Annotated in this window: 31 protein-coding genes; 5 read left to right on the top strand and 26 right to left on the bottom strand. The window is 36.3% G+C overall.

Translation table 11 applies throughout. The features are described 5' to 3' along the window. The first annotated feature begins 40 nt into the window (after positions 1 to 40). Positions 41 to 424, top strand: coding sequence for a DUF1398 family protein (locus SFC47_RS16195; protein ID WP_411255343.1), 384 nt, complete (start codon positions 41 to 43; stop codon positions 422 to 424). Between the two features lie 58 nt (positions 425 to 482). On the opposite strand, the gene SFC47_RS16190 is transcribed toward SFC47_RS16195, so the two are convergent. From SFC47_RS16190 to gnd, 13 genes are all read right to left on the bottom strand, one after another. Further along, positions 483 to 995, bottom strand: a complete 513-nt coding sequence (locus SFC47_RS16190) for a YcxB family protein (RefSeq protein ID WP_411255342.1) — start codon at positions 993 to 995, stop codon at positions 483 to 485. Continuing rightward, positions 986 to 1,669, bottom strand: coding sequence for an alpha/beta family hydrolase (locus SFC47_RS16185; RefSeq protein WP_411255341.1), 684 nt, complete (start codon positions 1,667 to 1,669; stop codon positions 986 to 988). Before SFC47_RS16185 ends, SFC47_RS16190 begins: the two co-directional genes overlap by 10 nt. Positions 1,670 to 1,821: 152 nt before the next feature. Beyond that, complete coding sequence (locus SFC47_RS16180) at positions 1,822 to 2,322, bottom strand: YbaK/EbsC family protein (RefSeq protein WP_411255340.1); 501 nt, start codon at positions 2,320 to 2,322, stop codon at positions 1,822 to 1,824. 346 nt (positions 2,323 to 2,668) lie between these two features. After that, positions 2,669 to 3,301: an FMN-dependent NADH-azoreductase gene (locus SFC47_RS16175; protein WP_411255339.1), complete on the bottom strand. Its 633-nt coding sequence runs from the start codon at positions 3,299 to 3,301 to the stop codon at positions 2,669 to 2,671. Between the two features lie 586 nt (positions 3,302 to 3,887). Beyond that, positions 3,888 to 4,499, bottom strand: a complete 612-nt coding sequence (wrbA, locus tag SFC47_RS16170; protein WP_411255338.1) for an NAD(P)H:quinone oxidoreductase — start codon at positions 4,497 to 4,499, stop codon at positions 3,888 to 3,890. 134 nt (positions 4,500 to 4,633) lie between these two features. Then, positions 4,634 to 5,242: a flavin reductase family protein gene (locus SFC47_RS16165; protein ID WP_411255486.1), complete on the bottom strand. Its 609-nt coding sequence runs from the start codon at positions 5,240 to 5,242 to the stop codon at positions 4,634 to 4,636. A 26-nt stretch (positions 5,243 to 5,268) separates the two neighbouring features. Beyond that, on the bottom strand, positions 5,269 to 6,204 hold the full coding sequence (locus SFC47_RS16160; protein ID WP_411255337.1) for a ring-cleaving dioxygenase: 936 nt from the start codon (positions 6,202 to 6,204) through the stop codon (positions 5,269 to 5,271). A gap of 91 nt (positions 6,205 to 6,295) precedes the next feature. Then, positions 6,296 to 6,694: a DoxX family protein gene (locus SFC47_RS16155; protein WP_411255336.1), complete on the bottom strand. Its 399-nt coding sequence runs from the start codon at positions 6,692 to 6,694 to the stop codon at positions 6,296 to 6,298. Between the two features lie 53 nt (positions 6,695 to 6,747). Next, positions 6,748 to 7,170, bottom strand: coding sequence for a MarR family winged helix-turn-helix transcriptional regulator (locus SFC47_RS16150; RefSeq protein ID WP_411255335.1), 423 nt, complete (start codon positions 7,168 to 7,170; stop codon positions 6,748 to 6,750). A gap of 77 nt (positions 7,171 to 7,247) precedes the next feature. Next, positions 7,248 to 7,652 carry a transcriptional regulator SpxA gene (gene spxA / locus SFC47_RS16145; RefSeq protein WP_411255334.1) on the bottom strand — a complete coding sequence of 135 codons (405 nt, stop codon included), beginning with the start codon at positions 7,650 to 7,652 and terminating at the stop codon, positions 7,248 to 7,250. 43 nt (positions 7,653 to 7,695) lie between these two features. Continuing rightward, positions 7,696 to 8,664: a ring-cleaving dioxygenase gene (locus SFC47_RS16140; RefSeq protein WP_411255333.1), complete on the bottom strand. Its 969-nt coding sequence runs from the start codon at positions 8,662 to 8,664 to the stop codon at positions 7,696 to 7,698. Positions 8,665 to 9,323: 659 nt separating this feature from the next. Further along, a complete protein-coding gene (gene fsa, locus SFC47_RS16135; protein ID WP_411255332.1) occupies positions 9,324 to 9,983 on the bottom strand; it encodes a fructose-6-phosphate aldolase in 660 nt (219 codons plus the stop codon). A 25-nt stretch (positions 9,984 to 10,008) separates the two neighbouring features. Beyond that, positions 10,009 to 10,902 (bottom strand): phosphogluconate dehydrogenase (NAD(+)-dependent, decarboxylating), encoded by an 894-nt coding sequence (gnd, locus tag SFC47_RS16130; protein ID WP_411255485.1) that lies wholly within the window; start codon positions 10,900 to 10,902, stop codon positions 10,009 to 10,011. Positions 10,903 to 11,167: 265 nt separating this feature from the next. On the opposite strand from gnd, the gene SFC47_RS16125 reads away from it, so the two are divergent. Further along, positions 11,168 to 11,608, top strand: coding sequence for a YaiI/YqxD family protein (locus tag SFC47_RS16125; protein WP_411255331.1), 441 nt, complete (start codon positions 11,168 to 11,170; stop codon positions 11,606 to 11,608). Positions 11,609 to 11,655: 47 nt separating this feature from the next. On the opposite strand, the gene SFC47_RS16120 is transcribed toward SFC47_RS16125, so the two are convergent. Both SFC47_RS16120 and SFC47_RS16115 read right to left on the bottom strand, forming a co-directional pair. Beyond that, positions 11,656 to 12,516 carry an amidohydrolase family protein gene (locus SFC47_RS16120; protein ID WP_411255330.1) on the bottom strand — a complete coding sequence of 287 codons (861 nt, stop codon included), beginning with the start codon at positions 12,514 to 12,516 and terminating at the stop codon, positions 11,656 to 11,658. Between the two features lie 157 nt (positions 12,517 to 12,673). Beyond that, positions 12,674 to 13,057 carry a hypothetical protein gene (locus SFC47_RS16115; RefSeq protein WP_411255329.1) on the bottom strand — a complete coding sequence of 128 codons (384 nt, stop codon included), beginning with the start codon at positions 13,055 to 13,057 and terminating at the stop codon, positions 12,674 to 12,676. 152 nt (positions 13,058 to 13,209) lie between these two features. Between SFC47_RS16115 and SFC47_RS16110 the strand changes: the two genes are divergently transcribed. Further along, positions 13,210 to 13,662 (top strand): NUDIX hydrolase, encoded by a 453-nt coding sequence (locus SFC47_RS16110; protein WP_411255328.1) that lies wholly within the window; start codon positions 13,210 to 13,212, stop codon positions 13,660 to 13,662. 88 nt (positions 13,663 to 13,750) lie between these two features. Here SFC47_RS16110 and SFC47_RS16105 read toward each other — a convergent pair whose 3' ends face one another. Next, a complete protein-coding gene (locus SFC47_RS16105; protein ID WP_411255327.1) occupies positions 13,751 to 14,614 on the bottom strand; it encodes an AraC family transcriptional regulator in 864 nt (287 codons plus the stop codon). A 143-nt stretch (positions 14,615 to 14,757) separates the two neighbouring features. After that, entirely contained in the window at positions 14,758 to 15,351 is a 594-nt protein-coding gene (locus SFC47_RS16100; protein WP_411255326.1) for a DedA family protein, read from the bottom strand. 361 nt (positions 15,352 to 15,712) lie between these two features. On the opposite strand from SFC47_RS16100, the gene SFC47_RS16095 reads away from it, so the two are divergent. Continuing rightward, a complete protein-coding gene (locus SFC47_RS16095) occupies positions 15,713 to 15,904 on the top strand; it encodes a DUF2187 family protein (RefSeq protein WP_411255325.1) in 192 nt (63 codons plus the stop codon). Positions 15,905 to 16,036: 132 nt separating this feature from the next. On the opposite strand, the gene SFC47_RS16090 is transcribed toward SFC47_RS16095, so the two are convergent. The 7 genes from SFC47_RS16090 to SFC47_RS16060 all read right to left on the bottom strand — a co-directional run bounded on the left by SFC47_RS16090 (position 16,037) and on the right by SFC47_RS16060 (position 20,524). Further along, on the bottom strand, positions 16,037 to 16,900 hold the full coding sequence (locus SFC47_RS16090) for an aminoglycoside phosphotransferase family protein (RefSeq protein ID WP_411255324.1): 864 nt from the start codon (positions 16,898 to 16,900) through the stop codon (positions 16,037 to 16,039). A 124-nt stretch (positions 16,901 to 17,024) separates the two neighbouring features. Then, positions 17,025 to 17,576, bottom strand: a complete 552-nt coding sequence (locus tag SFC47_RS16085) for a GNAT family N-acetyltransferase (RefSeq protein ID WP_411255323.1) — start codon at positions 17,574 to 17,576, stop codon at positions 17,025 to 17,027. A 44-nt stretch (positions 17,577 to 17,620) separates the two neighbouring features. Continuing rightward, the gene (locus tag SFC47_RS16080) at positions 17,621 to 17,836 is read right to left on the bottom strand and encodes a hypothetical protein (protein WP_411255322.1); all 216 of its coding nucleotides are present in this window, start codon (positions 17,834 to 17,836) and stop codon (positions 17,621 to 17,623) included. After that, a complete protein-coding gene (locus tag SFC47_RS16075) occupies positions 17,837 to 18,700 on the bottom strand; it encodes a hypothetical protein (protein WP_411255321.1) in 864 nt (287 codons plus the stop codon). Then, on the bottom strand, positions 18,693 to 19,211 hold the full coding sequence (locus SFC47_RS16070) for a sigma-70 family RNA polymerase sigma factor (RefSeq protein WP_411255484.1): 519 nt from the start codon (positions 19,209 to 19,211) through the stop codon (positions 18,693 to 18,695). The genes SFC47_RS16075 and SFC47_RS16070 overlap by 8 nt, the downstream gene beginning before the upstream one ends. A 322-nt stretch (positions 19,212 to 19,533) precedes the next feature. Continuing rightward, entirely contained in the window at positions 19,534 to 19,944 is a 411-nt protein-coding gene (locus SFC47_RS16065; RefSeq protein WP_411255320.1) for a hypothetical protein, read from the bottom strand. Positions 19,945 to 20,068: 124 nt separating this feature from the next. Continuing rightward, positions 20,069 to 20,524, bottom strand: a complete 456-nt coding sequence (locus SFC47_RS16060) for a GNAT family N-acetyltransferase (RefSeq protein WP_411255319.1) — start codon at positions 20,522 to 20,524, stop codon at positions 20,069 to 20,071. A gap of 434 nt (positions 20,525 to 20,958) precedes the next feature. Between SFC47_RS16060 and SFC47_RS16055 the strand changes: the two genes are divergently transcribed. After that, positions 20,959 to 21,150: a hypothetical protein gene (locus tag SFC47_RS16055; protein WP_411255318.1), complete on the top strand. Its 192-nt coding sequence runs from the start codon at positions 20,959 to 20,961 to the stop codon at positions 21,148 to 21,150. Between the two features lie 75 nt (positions 21,151 to 21,225). Here SFC47_RS16055 and SFC47_RS16050 read toward each other — a convergent pair whose 3' ends face one another. Beyond that, on the bottom strand, positions 21,226 to 21,648 hold the full coding sequence (locus SFC47_RS16050; protein WP_411255317.1) for a VOC family protein: 423 nt from the start codon (positions 21,646 to 21,648) through the stop codon (positions 21,226 to 21,228). A gap of 25 nt (positions 21,649 to 21,673) precedes the next feature. Further along, positions 21,674 to 22,096: a DUF1801 domain-containing protein gene (locus SFC47_RS16045; RefSeq protein WP_411255316.1), complete on the bottom strand. Its 423-nt coding sequence runs from the start codon at positions 22,094 to 22,096 to the stop codon at positions 21,674 to 21,676. Positions 22,097 to 22,183: the final 87 nt, after the last annotated feature.

The raw sequence follows: 22,183 nt of genomic DNA, 5'->3' as shown, positions 1-22,183 counted from the left end.
AAATGGGTAAAATGATGAAAACATTAGAGGAGGAATCTTCATGAATTCCCAGCACCTTAAGGAAAAGGTCCATGAGATTATTGAGAGAAGAAGTACTGGCAAGACTAGCTTTGCTCAGTTTTTGGAGGAATTACATAGAATAGGAATTATTCAATACGATATTGATGTTGCCACGGGCCGGGCCACTTACAAAGCAGAGCACTCGGAAACAGCAACAGAACCTCAGGTAAACTTTGTCATTTCAACTCACTTCAATCGAAATCATGCCTTACAAACAATCGCAAACATTTCACTTCCGTTTTTAGACTTTCTAAAAGAAATGGCTAATGCCGGGATTGTATCCTATACCGTGAATATTAACGAAAAAAAGGCTGTTTACACGGGGGGAAATGGAGAACAAATTGTCGAACCACTTCAGCTTTAATAGTATCGATTTTAAAAATAAGAGGTACTAATCATATCGATTTGTACCTCCTAATGGATTATTGTGATAACTTACTTTTGATATGATTCCTTACTTCTTCTACATCATTAAGTTCTCGTTTAGGAATGATATAGGCACTTACCGAACTATTGTATACATAGAGGTTGGACTCATCCTCAACTAACTTAATGATACCAGACCAATGAACCTTGGTTTCACCTTTTGTATTGCTGTCTACAATCCCTTCTTCACTCAATATCATGGTATGTTCCCCAAGCAGTCCCTCATTCTTCCCTTCCCTAATCATTTTCTTGGTCTGACTAAGGATACGGCTTTGGAAATACTTTGGATAAAAAATAACCCATAGGATTCCGACAATCAGAAAAGGAATTAATGAATATAAAAATGGGATATCTGCTATATTCGCAAATATGTAAGCAAAAATAATATAAACAAATGGAGTCGCAAACCTTTGTGTTTTCAAGGATTTATTAGCTGACTCAGAATGACTGATGTGAAACATGTTAAACTTTAGATAGTCTTCTTCGGTTAAATTGTATTTTATTTCCATTCCCAATCTCCCAATATTATGTTAATGAATTCATCTATCCTCTTCATTATAACTTTCATGGCATCGATTGTCGCTGAAACATCACCATTCACTTCTAAACTATGATCCGCATTGGGAATAACGCTCATACGAATTAAACTATTATTCTCTAGTAATGAAACTCTTTCCCCTATATAATGATGGTCTTGATTCCCGATGATACAAATAGAGGGTATATCCGTTTTCAATAGTGTTTCAAAAACTAGATCTTCTTTTAGCAGCGGTGTTAACCAAATCCCAATTGGATTTTGGATAAAGTTTCTTTCTTTCCATTCCATAGCCATTGGGATGCTTCCGATCGATTTACTTAATAGAAAACATTGCTCATAGTTGGAGGTATTTAGAATTTCACTCACAACAGCCTCTACATCGTTATACATCCACTGCTCCTGCTCGGCTTCATTAAGATTAGCAAAATGTTTATTTTTCGTAAAATGATAATTGATATGTAAGACATCCACTCCATTGTCTGTAAGCAGGTTAGTGGCATAATGAAACAGCGGCCGTTGGGTTGTATATCCAAGTCCCGGGAGCATGATGCAGATTCTTTTATTTTGCTTTTTACTGCGAATCCATAAATATGGAATCGTTGAATAGTCATTTCTTATCACTTTGTTTTCAATTAACTCATACATTCGGGACACCTCTTATATCCTATTATTCTATTAGCTATTCGATTATATAAGCTAGAAAACCTTCTGCCATATTTTTTATTTTTATTAGGAAAACTTTAAGATAAAAAACAAGCCATCTTTATCAACGGCTTGTTGTACAAATAACATTCTTTTTAACTAACTTTCTCTTCTTGCACAGATTCTTCCCAGCCTTTACAAACATCCACCCATTCTTTTGCATATGAATAGCGATAAATCTCTTCATTCGATAATTCGATCGCTGAATTGGTGCTGCCACATGCCGGGAAAAGAGTATCAAACCTTTTCATGGAAACATCAAGGTAAACATCTAATTCATTTCTTAATCCGAAGGGACAAACTCCACCGATTGCATGTCCGGTCTGCTCCAGCACTTCTTCCGGAGTCAGCATTCTGGCCTTGAACCCGAAGGTTTGACGAAATTTCTTGTTATCAATTTTCGCATCTCCTGCAGCGACAATTAAAAGGGCTTTTTCCCCTTCTCCTCTAAGAGATAATGTTTTTGCAATGCGGGCCGGGATTACTCCAATTGTTTGTGCTGCTAGATCCACTGTGGCACTTGATGTGTCAAATTCCATCACATCTTGTTCTCTGTCCCATTGCTTGAAATGGGCTTTTACACTTTCGATTGACATCCTGTCCATCCTTTCCTATTTGTAATTATGGAAAATAATAACACACTTTAGTTAGGAAAAGCGAAAAGATGCTCACCGCCCAATAGTAAGTAATCCTTAATCGTTTTTATTAATGGAATTCTCCAAGTATTGTTCCCATGAACCTTTGTTTTGGCCGTTCAAGGGAATAATTCTTCAAGTATTGCTCCCTATAACCTTTATTTACTTCACTCAAGGGAACGATTCCTCCAAAATTGTTCCCTTGGAGCCTCATTTTTTCTGTTCAAGGGAACAATTCCAATTCAAGCAATAAATAAAAGGAAGGCGCTTGAAATCAAGCACCTTCCTTTTTGTATACTACAATATATTAGACAGCTACTGGAGATAATTTCATTGCTGCTTGTTTAACCTTTTCTAAACCTTCAGCAATAATTTGCTCAGCTTGAGCACGCATTGCAGCGTGACCTTCAATAATCACTTCGTCTACGATTTCCATACCGAAAACGCCGCCGACAACATTTTTAATATACGTTGCTGCCATTTCCATAGGTGCAGCCTCTGGTGTTGAGTAAACACCCCCACGTGCACTTAGGATAATTGCTTTTTTGTGTGTCATTAATTGTACAGCTTGACCATTTTCATCGTACTTGAATGTGAAACCAGCTTGGTATACATAATCAATGAACGTTTGTAATGGTGCTGGGATTGTTAAGTTCCATAATGGGAACGCGAATACAACTAAGTCAGCTGCTGTAAGAGCATCCATTGCTTTTTGTTTTGCAGACAGCAGGCGTTTTTCTAGGTCGGTCATTTCTTCGCCTGACTCCAATTTACCGAAAGCATTAAATAAATCTTGGCCAAAGTATGGCATATCTTCAGCGAAAACATCAAAAGTTGTTACATTCACACCTGTTAAGTTTTTCATAAAAGTTTCATACATTTTACTAGAAACCGCTTCAGAAGCTGGACGATTGTTTGCTTTAACTACTAACACGTTCATTTATATGACTCTCCTTTTATCTTTAATTTAATTATTTGTATTTCATATATCTCGAATTAATAATATATTAACCTAGTTTTTATGTCAATTAAACGAGACTAGTAGATATTCCCTGTTTTTTATTTGAATTAACTATTAAAAAAGTTCGAGGGATAATGCGGAGCACAAGTACTTTTTGCCTAATTAGCTTCACTTTTATTATTCTAAAATAGTTTAAAGTATCTAGTTCCTAATCGAGTAACCAGCAGGTGAATAAGCGGAGATTTTCCGGTTAATTGTAGAATGGGGCTCGTTTTAAGGGATATAAGCGGAGCTTTTCCGCTTATGTAATGAAAACTCTCTCATTTTTGAACTTTTTGAACCAATAGGCGGAATCTCTCCGTCTAATCAGGGCTTTTTTAGTCCTAATTACCAAATAGGCGGAAATCCTCCGCCTATATTTATAAATATCAGATCGGGTCCAACACATATGTGCCAACCGGAGTTAAAAAAGACGTATGCCAATTGGATACGTCAATTTTTGTGTTCCCAAAATCGGATCCCTTTAGAAATGCTCCGATAAGCGTGTTGGGCTTAGATTAAATTTTTATTGGTTCCCTTTTTTAACCCATTCTGCAACAGTAACCGTACGTTTTGCTTGATGTTTAACCGCTGCTTGAACATCATCAATCATCTTGCCATCTTGGCCTACTGTAACACTTGTTCCATACGGGTTTCCTCCTGCTCCAAATAGAACTGGATCTGTATACCCTGGTGCAGCAATAATAGCGCCCCAATGCATCATGGATGTATATAATGAAAGAAGTGTCGCTTCTTGACCGCCATGTGGATTTTGCGCAGAAGTCATGGCACTCACTACTTTGTTTACTGTTTTACCAGTTGCCCAAAGTCCACCCTGGATATCAAGGAATTGCTTCATTTGTGAAGGCATGTTACCAAATCGAGTCGGAACACTAAAGATGACCGCATCTGCCCATTCAATATCATCCCCAGTTGCAATTGGAACATCTTTTGTTGCTTCTACTGTGTTTTTCCACACTTCATTTTTCTCAATAATTGAATCCGGAGCTAATTCTTGTACTTTTAATACTTTAACCTCAGCACCCGCTTCTTTTGCTCCTTCTTCAGCCCATTTTGCCAGCTGATAATTTGTTCCACCCATACTGTAAAAAATAACGGCCAATTTTACATTTGTCATCTTTTCTTCCTCCTTAGCAGTTGCACTTCTAATAAATAGACAAGAAATCTTTATATAACAACTCCTATTATTTCTTATCTAAATAATTTTCATTCACTTGTAATCAGCTCTTCGAGGTTTCAAGAGACTAAAGTTTACTTAGGTCGTTCTATTTCAAAAATCTCACCGATTTTGGCATAGCTATTGCCAGCCAATCTGCTCACCGCAGCTAACCCACTAGGGTCAATTCTTCCTTTTTCATAAATGTCATTTTCAATATGAAACTGAACAATTCTCCCTATAAACAAATCACATCCCGCTGAATCAGAACCTCCTAATTCAAGTGAATGCTCTAATAGACATTCCATTCGAACTTTGGCTTCCTTTACACCTGGTACTTTAATTTTCACACTTTCTACTGGTGTTAACCTAGCCAACTCTATCTCACTCTCATCTGGAGGCAGACTTGCTGCTGTTTGGTTAATCTTTTCAACATTCTGCTCATCTACGATGTGAATCACAAATTCCTTGTTATCGATAATGTTTCTTGCTGTATCTTTTTGCTGCCCCTCTCTCCGCTGTACAGATAACGAAATCATCGGTGGATTGGAGGAGACAATATTAAAATAACTAAAGGGGGCACCATTCAAGATTCCATCCTTCGAAAGCGTGGTAACAAATGCAATCGGTCTCGGAATAATACTGCCGATTAAAAATTTGTAATTTTCTCTTTCAGACAATGAAGCTGGATCAATGGAAAGCAAAGCAATCATTCCTTTTCATAAAATCATTACAATTCTCTTACTTTAAATGGCAGCAGCCCTCGTTCAATTTGGTCTCTATGCTGTTCATACTGTGCAGGCAGCATTAATTTTTCTCCCATTGCTGATTGTGATTCATCGTGAGCAAAGCCTGGAGGATCTGTTGCAATTTCAAACAAGATTTCCCCATGTTCTCTAAAATAAATTGCATTGAAATAGTTCCGATCTTGAACGGGAGTGACACCATACCCATTGGAGGCAACATACTTTTGCCACTCTAACTGATCCTGGTCATCACTAGCACGCCAAGCGATGTGATGGACGGTTCCGACACCCATGCGCCCCCGTCCAATGGTTGTTAATTTTAGGTCAATGACATTTCCGATATCAGCTGAAGAACGATAACGGGCGAAATCTCCTTCTTTCCCTACGAATTCAAGCCCCATTACATTTTCTAACAACTCTGCCGTTTTATTAGGCTGGCTAGATAACAGAGTAGCTCCGCCAAATCCCTTAATGGCCACATCTGGAGTTACTCCGCCAAAGGTCCAATTATTTACCTCTCCTTCTTCCCTTTCAACAATTTCAAGGTGAAGACCATGTGGATCATCAAATTCCAAATATTGCTCGCCGAATCGTTCCATCTTGGTAAATGGAATGTTGAATGACTCTAATCTGTTTTCCCAGAATTGCATGGCACCTGTATGAACAACATACGAGGTAACGCCTACTTGACCGTCCCCAATTGTTCCTTGTCTTGCACCCGCCCAAGGGAAGAATGTAATAATGGTTCCAGGTTTTCCTCCTTCATCACCGAAATAAAGGTGATAGGTTCCAGGGTCATCAAAGTTTACCGTTTGTTTCACTAACCGCAAGCCTAATACACCTGCATAAAAATCAACATTCTCCTGGGGATGACCTACAATAGCCGTAATGTGATGGATACCCATTGTTTTCTTACTCACTATGAAAACACTCCTTTTAAATTATGATGTCTATTAATTGATAAAAATATCGGTAATATTTACAGATAAAGATTCTTTAATTCGAGATATTCTAGAATAAAAAGGCATCCAAAGCATATTGTCCAGGGCCAATTAATGCTACACCAATGACCACTGCAATGATTGTTAAATTATATTCATATCCATTTTGTGTTGCCCAGTATCCATTTGGAGCATGAACCTTTACAATTGCCATTACCATTGTGCCTGCAATCATGATCCCTGCAAGGGGAGTAAGAAGTCCTAAAGTAAACAGCAATCCCCCGATCAATTCTGCTAATCCCGCCATAAGGGCCATCGTTACACCTGGTTTCAGTCCTAGGGATTCCATCCAGTTTCCTGTACCTTTTAAACCATACCCGCCAAACCAGCCAAATAATTTCTGTGCACCATGCGCCATGAATGATAATCCAATCACTACCCTAATTATTAATAATCCGATACTTATCATTTTATTTTCCTCCTAATATTTATCTCAATTTCAAGATATTAATCAAAAAATTTTTAAACTCTGTTTCTTACGATTTTTAAAAAGCTGGCCATCAACTCGGCCTCATCACCAGTTAAATCTTCAAAAAAAGAATCAACCATATCTTGATACTTCGGCATTATGTTTTCCATCATTTCCATTCCTTCAGTGGTTAAGGTTATATGAATAACCCTTCTGTCTTCTCTACAGTCATTTCTTTTTAGGATTCCTTTTTGTTCAAGTTTATCAATCACATACGTCATCGAGCCGCTTGAGATCAGGATTCTATTTCCAATCTGTTGAATGGTTTGTTTTCCTTGGTAGTAAAGTACCTCTAATACTGAAAACTCCGTAATACTAAGTTTATTTTTGGACATTTCATCTCTTATTCGTTCCTGAATGGCTTTTGAAGTTTGCATTAGCAGCAAAAATGGCTGGTTTGTACATCTCCTTTCCATTATCCACACCTCCTAATTAAAATCCCGGAATTTGAGATATTAGAAATACGTTTACAATATAGCTACAATCTATTTTCCTACATAGCTTCTTCAATAAAGCTATGATCTTCATCAAGTCGAAATACACGCATTTTACGCGGCAAAAAGCTCCGTATCTCTTCTTCATTAAACCCAACTTGTAATCTTTTTTCATCAAGAATTAATGGTTTTCTTAATAGCCCCGGATTCTCTGTAATCAGTGTATATAATTCTCGAAGTGACATAGAATCGATATTTACATTTAGCTTTTGGAATACTTTTGACTTTGTCGAGATAATATCATCGGTGCCATCTTCTGTATAACGAAGAATTTCCTTGATCTCATCTATTGAAAGCTTCTCAGAAAGTATATTTCTTTCTTTATACGGAATTTGATTTTCCTCAAACCAAGCCTTCGCTCTTCGACATGAAGTACAACTAGGTGATACATATAAAGTTACCATTATTAACACTCCTTTGATTGATTGTTCTGTCCGTCGAATGTATTTAATTTAAGTTTAATGGACGTAATTTCTCTTCGATTTCTTTTCGTTTTGGTTCCAAAAATGATGGAAGTGATAGTTTTTCTCCCATTGTTTCCATTGGTTCATCGGTCGCGAATCCTGGTGTATCGGTTGATAATTCAAAAAGAATCCCATTAGGTTCCCTAAAATATAATGCCTTGAAGTAATACCGCTCCACTTTTCCTGAATTCGGCAACCTGTATTCTTGCAAACGTGCTGCCCATAAGTCATATTCTTCCTCATTCGGAACACGGAAAGCAACATGGTGAACGCCTCCCCGGCCTAAGCGGACTCTTGGCAGATCGATTCTTGTTTCAATATGAACCTCCGCGCCGCTGCCGCCTTCGCCAGTTGCATAAACCAATATATCAGGATAATCACCTTCAAGTGACGGATAGGAACCAACAAAGCGAAACCCCATCACTTCTGTTAAAACACCGATTGTTGGTTCTGCAATTGCCACTGTGAGCGTTACAGGTCCTAAACCAATGATGGCATGTTCTAACGGGATGTCATTCCTTTTCCAAGGAACTCCTGCTCTCACTCCTTTTTCATCATTATCGGCTGTTAGTATAATGCGAGTCCCCTCGAAATCTCTAAAAGCCAGGGTATCACGATTTGCTCTTTTTTGAACATCATCATGTTCAATCCCAAATTGTTTAAACCGTTTTTTCCAAAATAACAAAGAATCCGTAGTTTTAACTCTTAGTGAAACAGTAGAAATATCGGAAGTTCCTCTGTATGTTTGCCCAAGATTAGGAATGTCAAAGAACGTTACTTCAGTTCCAGGAGTTCCTTCCCCGTCAGCATAGAATAGATGATAAGATTCGGTATTATCCTGGTTAACAGTTTTCTTGACCAATCTCATTCCTAAAATTTTTGTATAAAATTCAAAATTTCTTTCCGCTTTCCCTGTTAATATGGATACATGATGTAATCCCAAAAGTTTCATATACGAATCACTCCTGTCATTCTATTTTTTATTTATCTCGAAATCGAGACATATTATAAAAAAATATTTCAAACTAACTAAGCTTGCTCATTATTTGCAATTAACGGTTACATTATAAGAAGGGTAAATTATAGCATTTCCATGCCATAAATTTTACATCCATGGGATTTCGTTATCTTGAATTCAATTATCTTGAATACGAGATAATGATAATACTTTTAATCCTTTCTGTCAATAACCCTTTTATTTTATTTAATTTGCCAAAAAAAGTAGTCCGATTTCTGCATCTAGGATCAATAAGGGGCGCTATTATCAGTTTGGGGGATATGGTGAAGCATCCGATATAAAATATAGACGGAAGAATTCCGCCTATTGAAAAAATGCCATCGAAATCTGCTCCAATAGGCGGAGAGATTCCCCCTATTAAGTAAAAAAGCGTGAAAATGATCAAGTTTTCTTTGAATAACCGGAAAACATCCGCTTATTTACCCCGAAATGAGCTCCATTCAAAATATAACCGGAAATTCTCCGCTTATTACATTTTCTAGTTACTGATAGGGACAAGCACTATGAAGGACCGTTTTAGCAGTGTAATAAAAAAGAGCGCTATTTTCTACCCAAAAAGGATAAGAAATAACGCCCTATAGCTTCAGCAATTTTTATACAGTTTTCCAGTCAGCTGCGAACTTTTCAAGTCCTTGATCAGTTAAAGGATGCTTAGATAATTGTTCAATGACCTTAAACGGAATTGTAGCGATGTGAGCTCCAGCCAATGCTACACGAGTTACATGGTCAGGATGGCGTACAGATGCAGCAATGATTTGTGAATCTAGATTTTGAACACGGAACATCTGAGCAATCTTTGCTACCAGTTCTACACCATCTTCATTAATATCATCTAAACGTCCTAAGAATGGTGAAACATATGTAGCTCCTGCACGTGCTGCTAATAATGCTTGGTTCACACTAAAAATCAGGGTAACGTTGGTTTTAACACCTTTTTTAGTTAAATAACGGCAAGCCTCAAGTCCATCCAATGTCATTGGAAGTTTGATGGTAATATTCTTATCTCCGCCGTTAATTTTAATTAGTTCATCGGCCTCCGCAATCATTTGCTCTGCTGTTAAAGCATTTGGAGTAACTTCGGCAGAAACGGATTCAACTTCTGGAACAGCATTTAGGATTTCTGCAATACGGTCTTCAAATTTCACGCCTTCTTTCGCCACTAAGGAAGGGTTGGTTGTAACACCAGATAACACGCCAATTTTATAGGCCTTTTTGATTTCCTCTAGGTTTGCAGTATCGATAAAAAATTTCATTATGTATTCCTCCCATTTCTACTTTTTAGTTTTTTTCGACAGCATGTCCGCCAAATTCATTTCTAAGTGCGGCTACCACTTTTCCTGTAAAGGTATCATCCTCTAATGAACGATAACGCATTAACAAGGACATGGCAATGACTGGTGTTGCTGTTTTTAGGTCTAATGCTGCCTCCACCGTCCATTTCCCTTCCCCAGAGGAGTGCATAATCCCTTTAATTTCTTCCAAATTTGGATATTTAGAAAAAGCACTTTCAGTCAATTCCATCAGCCATGAACGAATAACGGATCCATTATTCCAAACTCTAGCGACCTTTTCGTAATCAAAATCAAACTCACTCTTTTCGAGTACTTCAAAGCCTTCTCCAATGGCAGCCATCATTGCATATTCAATACCATTATGCACCATTTTCAGAAAATGTCCACTACCTGCTTTTCCGGCATATAAATACCCATTTTCAACAGCTGTATCCTTGAAAAGAGGTTCAACTACCTCCCATGCCTCTGGATCACCGCCAATCATATAGCACGCTCCATTTCGTGCTCCTTCCATTCCGCCTGAAGTACCTGCATCCATAAATCTTACGCCGATTTCCTTTAACTCATTGTAGCGCTGGATGGATTCTTTATAGTGGGAATTTCCAGCCTCCACGACGATATCACCTTTTTCCAAATAGGGTAAAAGCTCGCCGATAACGGAATCAACCACTGCATGTGGAACCATTATCCATACAACTCTTGGATGCTCCAAAGACTGTACTAGTTCTTTATAACTTGAAACACCAACTGCTCCATATTGTTTCATCTTTTCTACTGCACTTGGATTCACATCAAATGCTATCACTTCATGGCGATGATCTAAGAAATTTTGTCCTAAATTCAGCCCCATTTTTCCCAAACCAATTAGTCCAACCCTCATCATGATTCCCTCCAGCATTTCGGATATTATTACGTTACCCAACCAATATAAAAAGGATTTAAATAAATTTACTCCTCTTTCAGATCCTGTTTTTTATTATAAAAAAAACGCCTCCGGAAAAGACGCGTACGATTACTATATCCTTCTTTCACTGTTGTATAATTTCTTGTTTTTTGTTAGGTTTACCTCAGGTAATAAATTATTCTTTATTCTTTTAAATATAGATATCAGCTAATGTTTAGATTCCTTTAAGGAGCGATTAAAATTGAAAATTTATGTTGATGCAGATGCTTGTCCGGTAAAAGATATTATTATCTCTGAGAGCAGGAATGCTGACCTTCCTGTTGTTCTTGTTACGAGCTTTTCTCATTTTTCGAATGCAGAACAACCTTCAGGTGTAGAAACCATTTATGTAGATTCGGGAGCCGATGCTGCGGATTATCGGATTATGAAGCTAGCACAAAAGGGAGATATCATCATTACGCAAGATTACGGTCTAGCTTCGCTAGGTTTAGCAAAGGGCTGTACAGTTCTTCATCATACTGGCTATACCTTTACAAATGACAACATTGATCAGTTATTACAATCACGTTATTTAAGCGCAATGGCTCGAAAAAGCGGGAAGCGTACTAAGGGGCCAAAACCCTTTACACAAGAGGATAAGGAGAAATTTAGGGAGCTTTTTAAAAGGGCGATTTTACGTTAAAAAATCACCCCCTTTCAATTTGAGAAGTTTAGAGATCAAGCTTTAAATTATTCAATCAACCCTAAGAAGTTTTTCCCAAGAATATATTCCTTCTGGTTATCGGATATTTGAAGCGAATCAATCCAATCTTTCTTAGCTGAATAATCATATTCATTAAATTCTATCATTCCGTAAGGGCCGTCGCAGCCAAAAAGCACTTTTCGATATCCTAATGTTTCCACTGCATTCTTTACAATGGATGGAGTTAGATAATCACTTGAGGTATCAACAAACACATTGGGTTGATCTTTTACATATTTCCAAAGTTTCTTCCAAAAAGGAAGACCGGCATGGGCATAAATTAATTTAAGGTTAGGATAATTCTCAGGCAGATATTTATAAGAGTCTGTTTCTGATGATAAATGAATAATCATAGGTTTACCTTTTGCTTCACACATCGACGCTACTGGATCAAGTGCCCTGATACTATACTCATGCATGAAGGGGTGAGCTTTGACTCCGATAAAGCCAGGTTTATTGAGATAGGAATGAAGTTGTTCCATGGATTGGGGAATAGTTGGATTTACGGCTGCCCAGCCGAGAAACCGGTCTGGAAATCTATCAATTGCATCGGCAACAAGTTCATTCCTCGGGTTGGCATAAATCTTATAGGAATGACCATACAGGTTGAAAGAGCCATCCTTCACCAGACTGTTATAAATTTTGAGTCCAATTTGCGGAGCATTAAGAATGAGAAATCGGAAAAACCGTTGTAAATTGCGTTGATACGCACTTTCCATCTCAAACATAGTTTCATTCATGGGAGCAATGAGTGCTGTTTTCGCAATATTATTTTCATTCATTCCCTCTAGCATTTTGTCTAGAGTCAACATCGTTTCATCCACATGGAAATGGCAATCCACAATCATCCGAAAACTCCCCTTCAAAAATATCTATCAGTTATCATGCTATCTTGATAAATACCTATTCTGTTTAGGAGTGGAATATCCTTTCTTTACCATAAAAAATAACCAAGAGTTACTTTTGAATGTTTTTCAAAGGTAACTCTTGGTTCTAATAAAGACCTTATTTCGATGGTTTTACTAAATCCTTATTCTTCCGGTTTTTAACTTCTTCCATCTTGGCATAAAAGCTATCTTCTACATGGATTCCAAAGTAATTATAAAACTTCAGCATGTACGCCAGACAATCTGATAACTCTTTGCCGATATTCTCTTTAATCTGATTCTTGGCTAACTCAAATGCCTGCTCTTCTTCCATACCCTCTTCAACATAGGAGGCAGTTAGATTAAATGCCTTCCGCAGCTCTTCCGCCACCTCGGCAACCTCAGTCGTAAGCTGCATGTAATTATTTAATAGAGAATCTCTGCTCTTATCATAGCTCTCATCGGAAATATCCCAACCCATTTCTTGTTGATACTGTTTCGCAAATGTTTGTATATCCTTCATTACTTCTCCCTTCCATTATTCAAAGACTAGATCCTTCAATCAAAAGGTTCTTAAAATACGTTAAAACTTTATTTCAAAAATACCATTGATTCAAAATTTGATAAAGATTAATCTGTTCTTATGGATATTTTTTGACTGTGAGGGTGCCATTGATGAACTATACTCTATGTTTTTTACTAGAAGAAGATAAAGTCTTAATGTTATTGCGAAAAAAGGAACCCAATAAGGGAAAATGGAATGGTGTCGGCGGAAAGATTGAGCAGTGTGAAACGCCAAAGGAAAGTTGCACACGTGAAGTGTTAGAAGAAACCGGATTAAAGCTAAAGAACCCCCTATTTAGAGGGATGATAGCCTTAAATGGAATTGAATGCATTTATGTATATGCAAGCCATGACTTTGAAGGTGAGCTTATTTCATCTGATGAAGGAAAGCTAGAATGGAAGCAACTCGATTGGATTTTATCCTCTAAGGATGTTGTGGGGAATATCCCCTACTTTATTGAGGATGTGTTAAATTTTACGAATGAGCCAAAAGTGTACGACTGCAGCTATTCAGAAAGCGGGGAATTGCTGGGAGTTCAAATTAAGTCCTTACAAGCAATTTAGAAAAAAATCGGCTGACCTATATGAATCCTTATAAAATCAGCCGAATATTTGAACTTATTTACTACGATAAGCATATGTCAGTTGATCATTAACTCTTTTTCTTAACTGGCATCCAAATTTCACTATAAACATTATCTAACGGACCATTGAACTTTGTGAAAGAAATTCCAGGCAAATCTCTTACTTCATATTCTGAAGAAGGCAGCCATTCAGAATATATTTTTGCGTATGTTTCTTGCAGCGTTGCAGGAAATGGTCCTTGATTTGGGAATATCGCCCATTCGCTTTCATCAATTGAAATTTGCTCTAAATCGTCGAACGGATTTTCCTTTGTTGTTGCGAAACCTATTACATGTGTTAAGTAACCTTTTTCCTCCAAGTAACCATCATCAAAATTATATGATACATTCAATACTTGATGAGGATATAAATCAGCTAACTGATGCATTTCATTTCTCTGCTGCTCCGTAATGGACTGAGCTAGTTCTGCAATTGCATTATTTACACCTTCGAATTGAATGGGTACTCTTTTCGATACACCTACAATATTAAACTTTTCTTTTTTTTCTATTTTGAATTCCATAGAAATTCCTCCTTTAATATCGATATAGAATGTGAATTTGGGAAATGATTTTTGAATTTTGTTTTTTGCTACTTCGGAAGGTAAAAAACCACTCCATTCACGAAAGGCTCTAGAAAATCCTTCAATTGACTGATAGCCATATCTATAAGCAAGATCTGTCACTTTTGCACCGTTTATTAATTCAACATTCGCTGTGGATAATCTCCTATTTTTGATATACTCGCTCAATGACATTCCAGCCATATACGAAAACATTCTTTTGAAATGGTAATCAGACATTCCTACAATTCTTGCTATTTCTTTTCCAGAGATTTCTTCCGTTAAATGGGCCTCGATGTAATCCATTAATTTATTGAATTCATGTAACATTACTTTCCCTCCTTACAAATGCATCTTATCATCAATATTTATCATTCACTTGATATTTTATATACGGAAATTATCGAAAAAGGAAAAAGAGCCTGTTCTGAAAAGTTTCACACTCTCAGCTCCAGGCTCTTCTTAAAAAATAATTAGCTCTGTACGTTTATTTTTCTTCTTTTTACAATCATCCAAATAATAAACAGAGCAATAGGAATCAACAAAAAGTTTGCATATTGACTAAACACTTCACCAGCTTTTTCCCACTGTGGGCCAAGAATATATCCTAAATACACATAGGCAGCTGTCACCGGCAGCATGGCTAAATACGTGTAAAGGATAAATTTCCATACACTCATTTTCGCAATTCCACAGGGAATAGAGATGGCCGTCCTCACTCCAGGGATAAATCTCCCAATAAACGCAACCGCTCCCCCGTGTTTAGCAAAGAATTGATCAGATTTGTCCATATGCTCTTCTTTTATAAAAAAGTACTTTCCAAATTTTAGAATCGCGACTCTGCCACCATAACGTCCCAGGGCGTATAGGGTTAGCGGCCCTAGTACTCCGCCAATTGAACCTGCAAAAATCGCACCAAATAAATTCATTTCTCCTTGATATACCCAATAACCAGCCAGTGGTAATACCAGCTCAGCTGGAATAAATTCAAATGTCAATGCTAGCATAATACCAAAATAAGATAGTTCCTTAAAAGATTCCACCATTTGCATGATAAGAGCTTCCATCCAAGTTACCTCCAAATTGTATATTAACTTCTGGTAAGAAGCTGTTCTATATTAACCTCGAAGTTAAAATTATACCATACAGTTGGCGAAGGAACCCATTAACATGTTTTTCCTCATTGCTATATAGACATTAAGCCTCATCATGCAGCCAATCATAATACATGACTTCGCCGTTTCCAAGTACATAGCGAAATGGCTTACTCTCATAACTGTTCAGGTAATTGATGGAGATAAAGTTCTTTTACTTTGTTGACTAATCATAATGAATATGTTTTTTACCTTATTTTTACTTTTTATTACAATAAAGGGTTGCAATATTAGTGAATTTTCTGTAAATTGTAGTTAAAAAGGGGGAACCATCATGAATATTGCAGAAGTAAATGATCAAATTAAATCGAAAAAAGGAATTATCGGGATTGTGGAAAAGGTTTATGAAAACTCCGTAATAATTAAAATACATATAAATCCTACAGATACTTATTATGAAAATAATGTAACCGTTATCAATCATAAAAACTATCAAGTTATTAAAAAAGCAGCATTACAATTATAATGAAAGTCTGGATATAAGATTAGATAAGAGCCATAAGCATTAATAATAAAAGCCTATATCGTTCATAACCAAGTTATCAACGATATAGGCTTATACTCATTAAATTAACCACAGAGGAAAATCTTCTCGATTTTATCGTAACCAACTTTTTAATCTCTTCATATTTTCTTCTAAAAAAACTGCATTTTTTTCAATTCCACGACGTTTACACCATCCAATACTATTGAAGGCATCAGTAAATTGATAAAAAGGCAATACATCTTTTAGTTCAATTAATGGTCTGATACTGTTATAGCCCTCTTGATAAGCACTATATAAGGCAGGATCGTAACTTAAAAAATCACGATACAATTTGGTGAAATCAATTTCTGTTGAACCAAACCTTACGCTTTCAAAATCTATCATTCCTGAAACTTTTTCACCATCAACGATTATATTTGCTGGCCGAAAATCCATATGTATAAAACTAGGTCCATCACTAGGAGGGAGCTGCTGCTTCATTTCTTCATATTTTCTAATGGCTTGTTTGTATAGTGGTTCATCCAAAACGTCCTTTACATCCTCAGCAAAGCTATAAAATTGCCGTTCAATAAAATTAGACCAGTTAGGAAATTCATTTTGTATGCCTGTTAACACTCGGTCTACAGGAGGACGAATCGTATGCATTTCAGCATGAAGGACCCCTACTTGAAACGCCACTGTTGGTGCAGCCTTAGCTGTTAACGGTTCTCCTTTTAATCCTGATAATAAAAAGGCACCAGGACACTCCTCATCACCCGGCCAATAATCCAACATTTCTGGAATGGAAACCCTCCCCTTTAAAATTTCATAGGCTTCTAACTCCCGCTGGCACTTCAAATTTGTAAAAGGAATTTTCAAAAAAGTATTGTCACCATTAAACAAAGCACATTTATAGACTGTTGAACTATGAGAATCATCAACCTCGTTCATTGATTGTACCTTCAATCCAAATTGTTGAATGACACGATTTAACATCAAACTTTCCCTCCTTTGTATTAACAATTCTTCGCTAACCTGTATCGTTGGCACAATAAGAAAAACTGCCAGAATGACTGCTTTGACTTTCAACTATAACACCCATTCGTTGAGGAAGTAACTATTAATTTTCATTCCATTCCTTTGCTAGTATTGAATAAATAATATGGTCTACATAATGGTCATATAGCCATTCTGCTTGTCTTAACGTTCCTTCCTCTACAAATCCTACCCGCTCAGCTAATATTCGGCTTCTTTTATTTTCAACTGCTATACTAACCTCAATTCTATTCAGACTGAGTTCTCCAAATCCATAATTAACAAAGGTTTTTAATGCCTTTGTCATTATACCCTTCCCTTGAAAACCTTCTCCAAGCCAATAGCCAATGGTACCAATCTTACTTACTTTGTTTATTTCATTAAAGCCAATAGTTCCTGCTATTTGACCATTATGAATTATTGCGACTGACTTTGGATATCCGCCAGTTTCAACTAGTGCTTGTAGGCGAGATTTTATTGTTTCAACAGTATCCTCAACTTTTTCAACGTAATCAAGCCATCCAAGCCATTCTCTTAGATAATGCTTTGAACTAATAATTAAATTAAAAAACTCTTCAGCGTCATTAACATTGAACAACCTCAATGATAATTCGTCATCTATTTTATGTATTAACATTTTTCTCCCCCTACCATAGTCTATAAATTCAATATAATAAATGCCTATTCCTTGTTCAACATAACTGCTTGATTTCCAGTTTGATGGTAATATCGATTACGGTACGATTGGTGACTTTGCCCGAATGCTAGATATAAGCAGAAATTCGCTCTTTTTTTCCCTATCGCTCGCCCATTAGAAAAAAGAAACTGCTCATATTGAACAGTCGCACTCGATAGTTTAAGTATTTCTTTAGGAATCATCCTCTTTTGAAAGTCCATTTACTGTTCTATCATAGACAATAATACTTTTTCCATTTCTTCTTTTGATACATGATTAGCAGTCAAAATCAATTTGTACCCTTCTTCAGGAACAGTAACCCTCATCCCTGCCATTTCTCCTTCTGTGGAAAATTCAAAATGATATCCTTCTAAAACATAGGTTTCTATTTTTTCAAAGACACCAGCATCAGGCTCTTCTATAGGAGCTATTTGATTTTTATTATGCTGTTCTATCACAAGGAGAGATTCCCCGCTCCTATACTGTAGAGAAGTGCTTGGTTCCTCACTGATCTTTCTTTGCTCGAAACCTTCGTAAACTTTATTATATCCGTCTGGTATATATATTGGTTTAATTATAGGAAAACTTGCTAGACTTTGGATGAAAGTTGGCATAAATTTATCTTCGAAAGGTTGCATTAATTCTTTAATTTGGTGTGATCTGTTAGCTTCCTTTCCACTTGGCTCTCTATTTTCCCTTTGCAGCTTGCTTTTTAATTCTACCAATTCCTTGATAAGTTTTGTGTATTCGTTATATTCTTCCTCGGATAAAATCTCTTGGGCTGCCACTAGAGATTGTTCAATCAAGTCGAACTTTTCCGGTTCGTCATCAGGATATGTTTTGATTAAATTTTCCTTGGAACCGAAAAGCTGACTGATAATTGACTCCGCTGCACCTGCAAGGTGAGGTCCTCCAATCGTTAAGCCTGTACCCATAATCATTATAGCTCCGACTGCAGCAACAACCCACTTAGGATCTCGTCTCTTCCGCTTTTCCACCTTTGCCTCTTTAACCCCTATTGCAACTCTGCTGTCTAATTCTTTGGGGATTTCGATCTTTTCCATGGCCTGTTTTATGTTATTCACTAATTTGAGCCCCCTTAAATTTTTTCCTGAGTTTAATTAAGGCACGATATAAAACAGACTTTATCGTGCCTAAAGGCATATTCAATAAGTCCGCAATCTCTTTCAATGAATAATCGTGATAGAATCTTAAAATGATAATGCCCTTTTCATCTTCATTTAACTGCTCGATTAGGTCTTTTAGTGTAACTGCAAGGGAGATATCCTCATCCTCAATCCCGATAAACTCTTCATATTCCGGCTTTAACTCGATCACCTTTTTATTTTTTCGAATGAGCTCAATTGAACAGTTTATGGCAATTTTGATTAACCAGGTCTTGAAATATTCAGGATTCTTTAATGTATCGATTTTTTGAAATGAACGATACGCTGTTTCCTGAACCACATCCAAAGCATCATTTTGATTTTTGACATAAATGAAAGCCATCCGGTATATATCTTCTTGATATTGTTGAAAAAGCTTAAGAAACGCTTTGTCATCGCCTTTTTGAGCCCTTGATATTAATCGGTTAATGGCGGGTTCCTCCTCTCTATCAATGCTTTATATCTATTAGATATTCGAACCTCTTATTTGGCTTCAACTTTTTTATATTTTTTGAAATCCATATACAACTATCACTTCAGTTAGGTTCTTTAAAGCTCAACAAAAGAGGCGTTAATCCTTTTGGATAACGCCCCTTTTATTGAACAAAACGCTTTAAATTCATTTAGCAAACCACGCAACATAATATGCAGCGGGAATAAACAAAAGTTAATGATAGCCATATTATAAACTAATTTTAAAATGATTTGGAATTAACCGGAAGAAGACACGCATTAAAGACAGATTTGATATTTTATTCTTGTCTAATTAAATTCAGTGCTTTGGTTGTATACATTTTATCTTCACTAATATCGAGGAATTTATCTTTTGAATTATTGATATTGGGATAATAGCCAAGTGTTAGGACAACATTTTTCCCTTCTTTGAATATGATTAAATAATTGGGCAATGCAATGTCTCTGTTTTCAGTACTTTCTTGTTTAGCCTTTTTTATAGATTTAACAATTCGTTGTATTTTTTCATCCGATTTTATGACTGAAATAATCTCTCCATCTTGTTTTCTGTATTCATCTGGACTTGGTGAAACACCTGCAAATTTCATCATTTCAATTCTTGTAATTGTAGTATCATTTTCAATAATATTGTTTGAGCAACCCCCTAAGAGTAAAAGTAATAATGAAATAAATAGCCATTTAATTTTCATAACTTTCCCCTTTTCTATATATAAAAAGTGCCTTAATCCTTCCTTTGGATCAAAGCACTTGTTATCTCGAGTAAGAAGAGACCAAAGAATGGCCCTTGCTTACTTGAGATATTCTATTAACCTATCATTCTGTTATATTTTTTATAACTGCCATTTCCTTGCCAAACCTATCTCCATTATCAATAAATCCCAAACTCGAATAAAGATTATGTGCTCCCAAATTATCAGGATGATAACCTACAACAATCTTTATAGCATTGGGCAATTTAGCCATTTCAGCAATCATTAACTGTGTTGCAAATTTGCCTATACCCTTACCTTGAAATTCCTTATCAACCATTATTCTATATACCCAATAGCCATCAAGTTCTTCTTTAATAGAATTGAACATCAAAAAGCCAACCACTTTTTCTTCAGCATAAATAGCAAATGGCTTTAATGTAGGTTCAAACTTTGACTGAGCTATTGATATAGCATTGGGTTCAATATAGTCTTTTTGGTCTTTTGAAACTTCTAATAAACAACAGTCATACCAGTTGTCAGCATTTAATTCTACGATTTTCACATTTTCTGTACTCATAATTTTCCCCTTTCAAAATGCGGGGAAACGCTATAAAATTTTTAATTAGCAGTTTTCCCCTTGGTGTCATTAATAATAAAAATTCTATTGTTTGTCATAATGAACGCCTCCTCTAACCACTTTGCCTAAGAATTATTTCAATTAGATTTAGACTTTTAAATTATATCATTATTTTCATAAAATTCCTTATTATTATAAAATGGTAATTTCTTTTTTCTTGTGTTCTTTATGAAAATCACTGTTGTTTTAGCCTTAAAAAACGAGGAGAATTCAGAAAAGGAACTTAATATTCAAGTATTCTTCCTACATGATCTATGATAAACTCATTTTAACATAATATTCCATCTTTGCATTACTGTACAATGTGAGGGAACTTACTAACAGCGACTGTATCTAATAATAAACAAATTTTTTAAGTGAGGAGGTTGAATACGTTGAGGCTGCTAATTGCAATTCCATTTATTCTTATCGGTTCGATTTTAACTGCAACAACAATCGAGGATATAAGCTATTTAGGCAATTTAACTATTAGGATATTGGGGTTCGGGATAATAGCAGTTGCAGCAATGTATGTAAGAGATAAGAAACGCCAAACAAACCCCTTTAACAAAAACGGATTTAAATAAAATCGTGAATGGACAGCCATAAAAAAACGACTTTGTCATTCGTACAAAGCCGTTTTTCTGCTTTTATCGTATGTACTAACCTTGATATCCTTCAGTGTAAATTTGGAAGGTCACACCGAATTTATCTTTAATGACCCCGTATGCTGGACTAAAACTTGTTTCTGATAGTGGCATTTCAACTTGTCCGCCATCCTGTAAGACTTCAAAAATTTGACGGGCTTTATCAGCATTGTTAATCGTGACACAAATGGTCAACAGGTTTCCTTCTTCCGCTGGCTGCCCTGGGAATGTATCTGAAAACATAAGTACTGACTCTTCAACCCTTATCGTAGCATGTGCAACAAGATCTTTTGCATCCTCAGGGAAAGGAGAATCTGGGTCAGCAGGCATTTCACCAAATGTAATAACTCCTAAATTTTCTGCATGAAATACCTTTTCGTAAAATCCAATTGCTTCTCTTGCATTTCCGTTTAACTGTAAATACGGAATTAATTTCAACTCCTTTGATTATATTGGAACCATATTATTCATTCGGATAAAGATTCTGATATGTTTCTACTGTATGTTTAATTAAATCCTTTAAAACATTTGTATCGATATCGGCTAATTTATTAACATAAATACAAGCCTTACTCTTCGTGTGTTTACCAAAGCCTTCTAATAATTTTTCCCTTTCCTCACTTTCATAGGACAAATAAAGACTAATTTTCGCCTTTCTTGGTGAAAAACCCGCTAAAGGGGCATCCCCTTCATGTCCTGATGCATACTTATAATGATAGCTGCCAAAGCCTATAATACTAGGACCCCACATTTTTGCTTCGTAACCAGTTACCTCTTCAAAAATTTCTAATAACTGATAGGCATCTGCCTTCTTCTTCTCACTTTCAACACTTTCAATAAATTCAATTACACTTTTGTCGGTTTCTTTCATCTTCGGTTCATACATATGCGCTCTCACCTATTTCCTGATTAAATACTTGTTAACATTATTGACAGCATTACTACTTTCTAGAATACAATCCTAATTTCCTGC

This window comes from Neobacillus niacini, from assembly GCF_046591715.1.
GTDB classification, from domain to species: domain Bacteria; phylum Bacillota; class Bacilli; order Bacillales; family Cytobacillaceae; genus Neobacillus; species Neobacillus niacini_L.
Note: the sequence above shows the minus strand (reverse complement) of the source record. Positions and strands in the feature narration are given on the sequence as shown.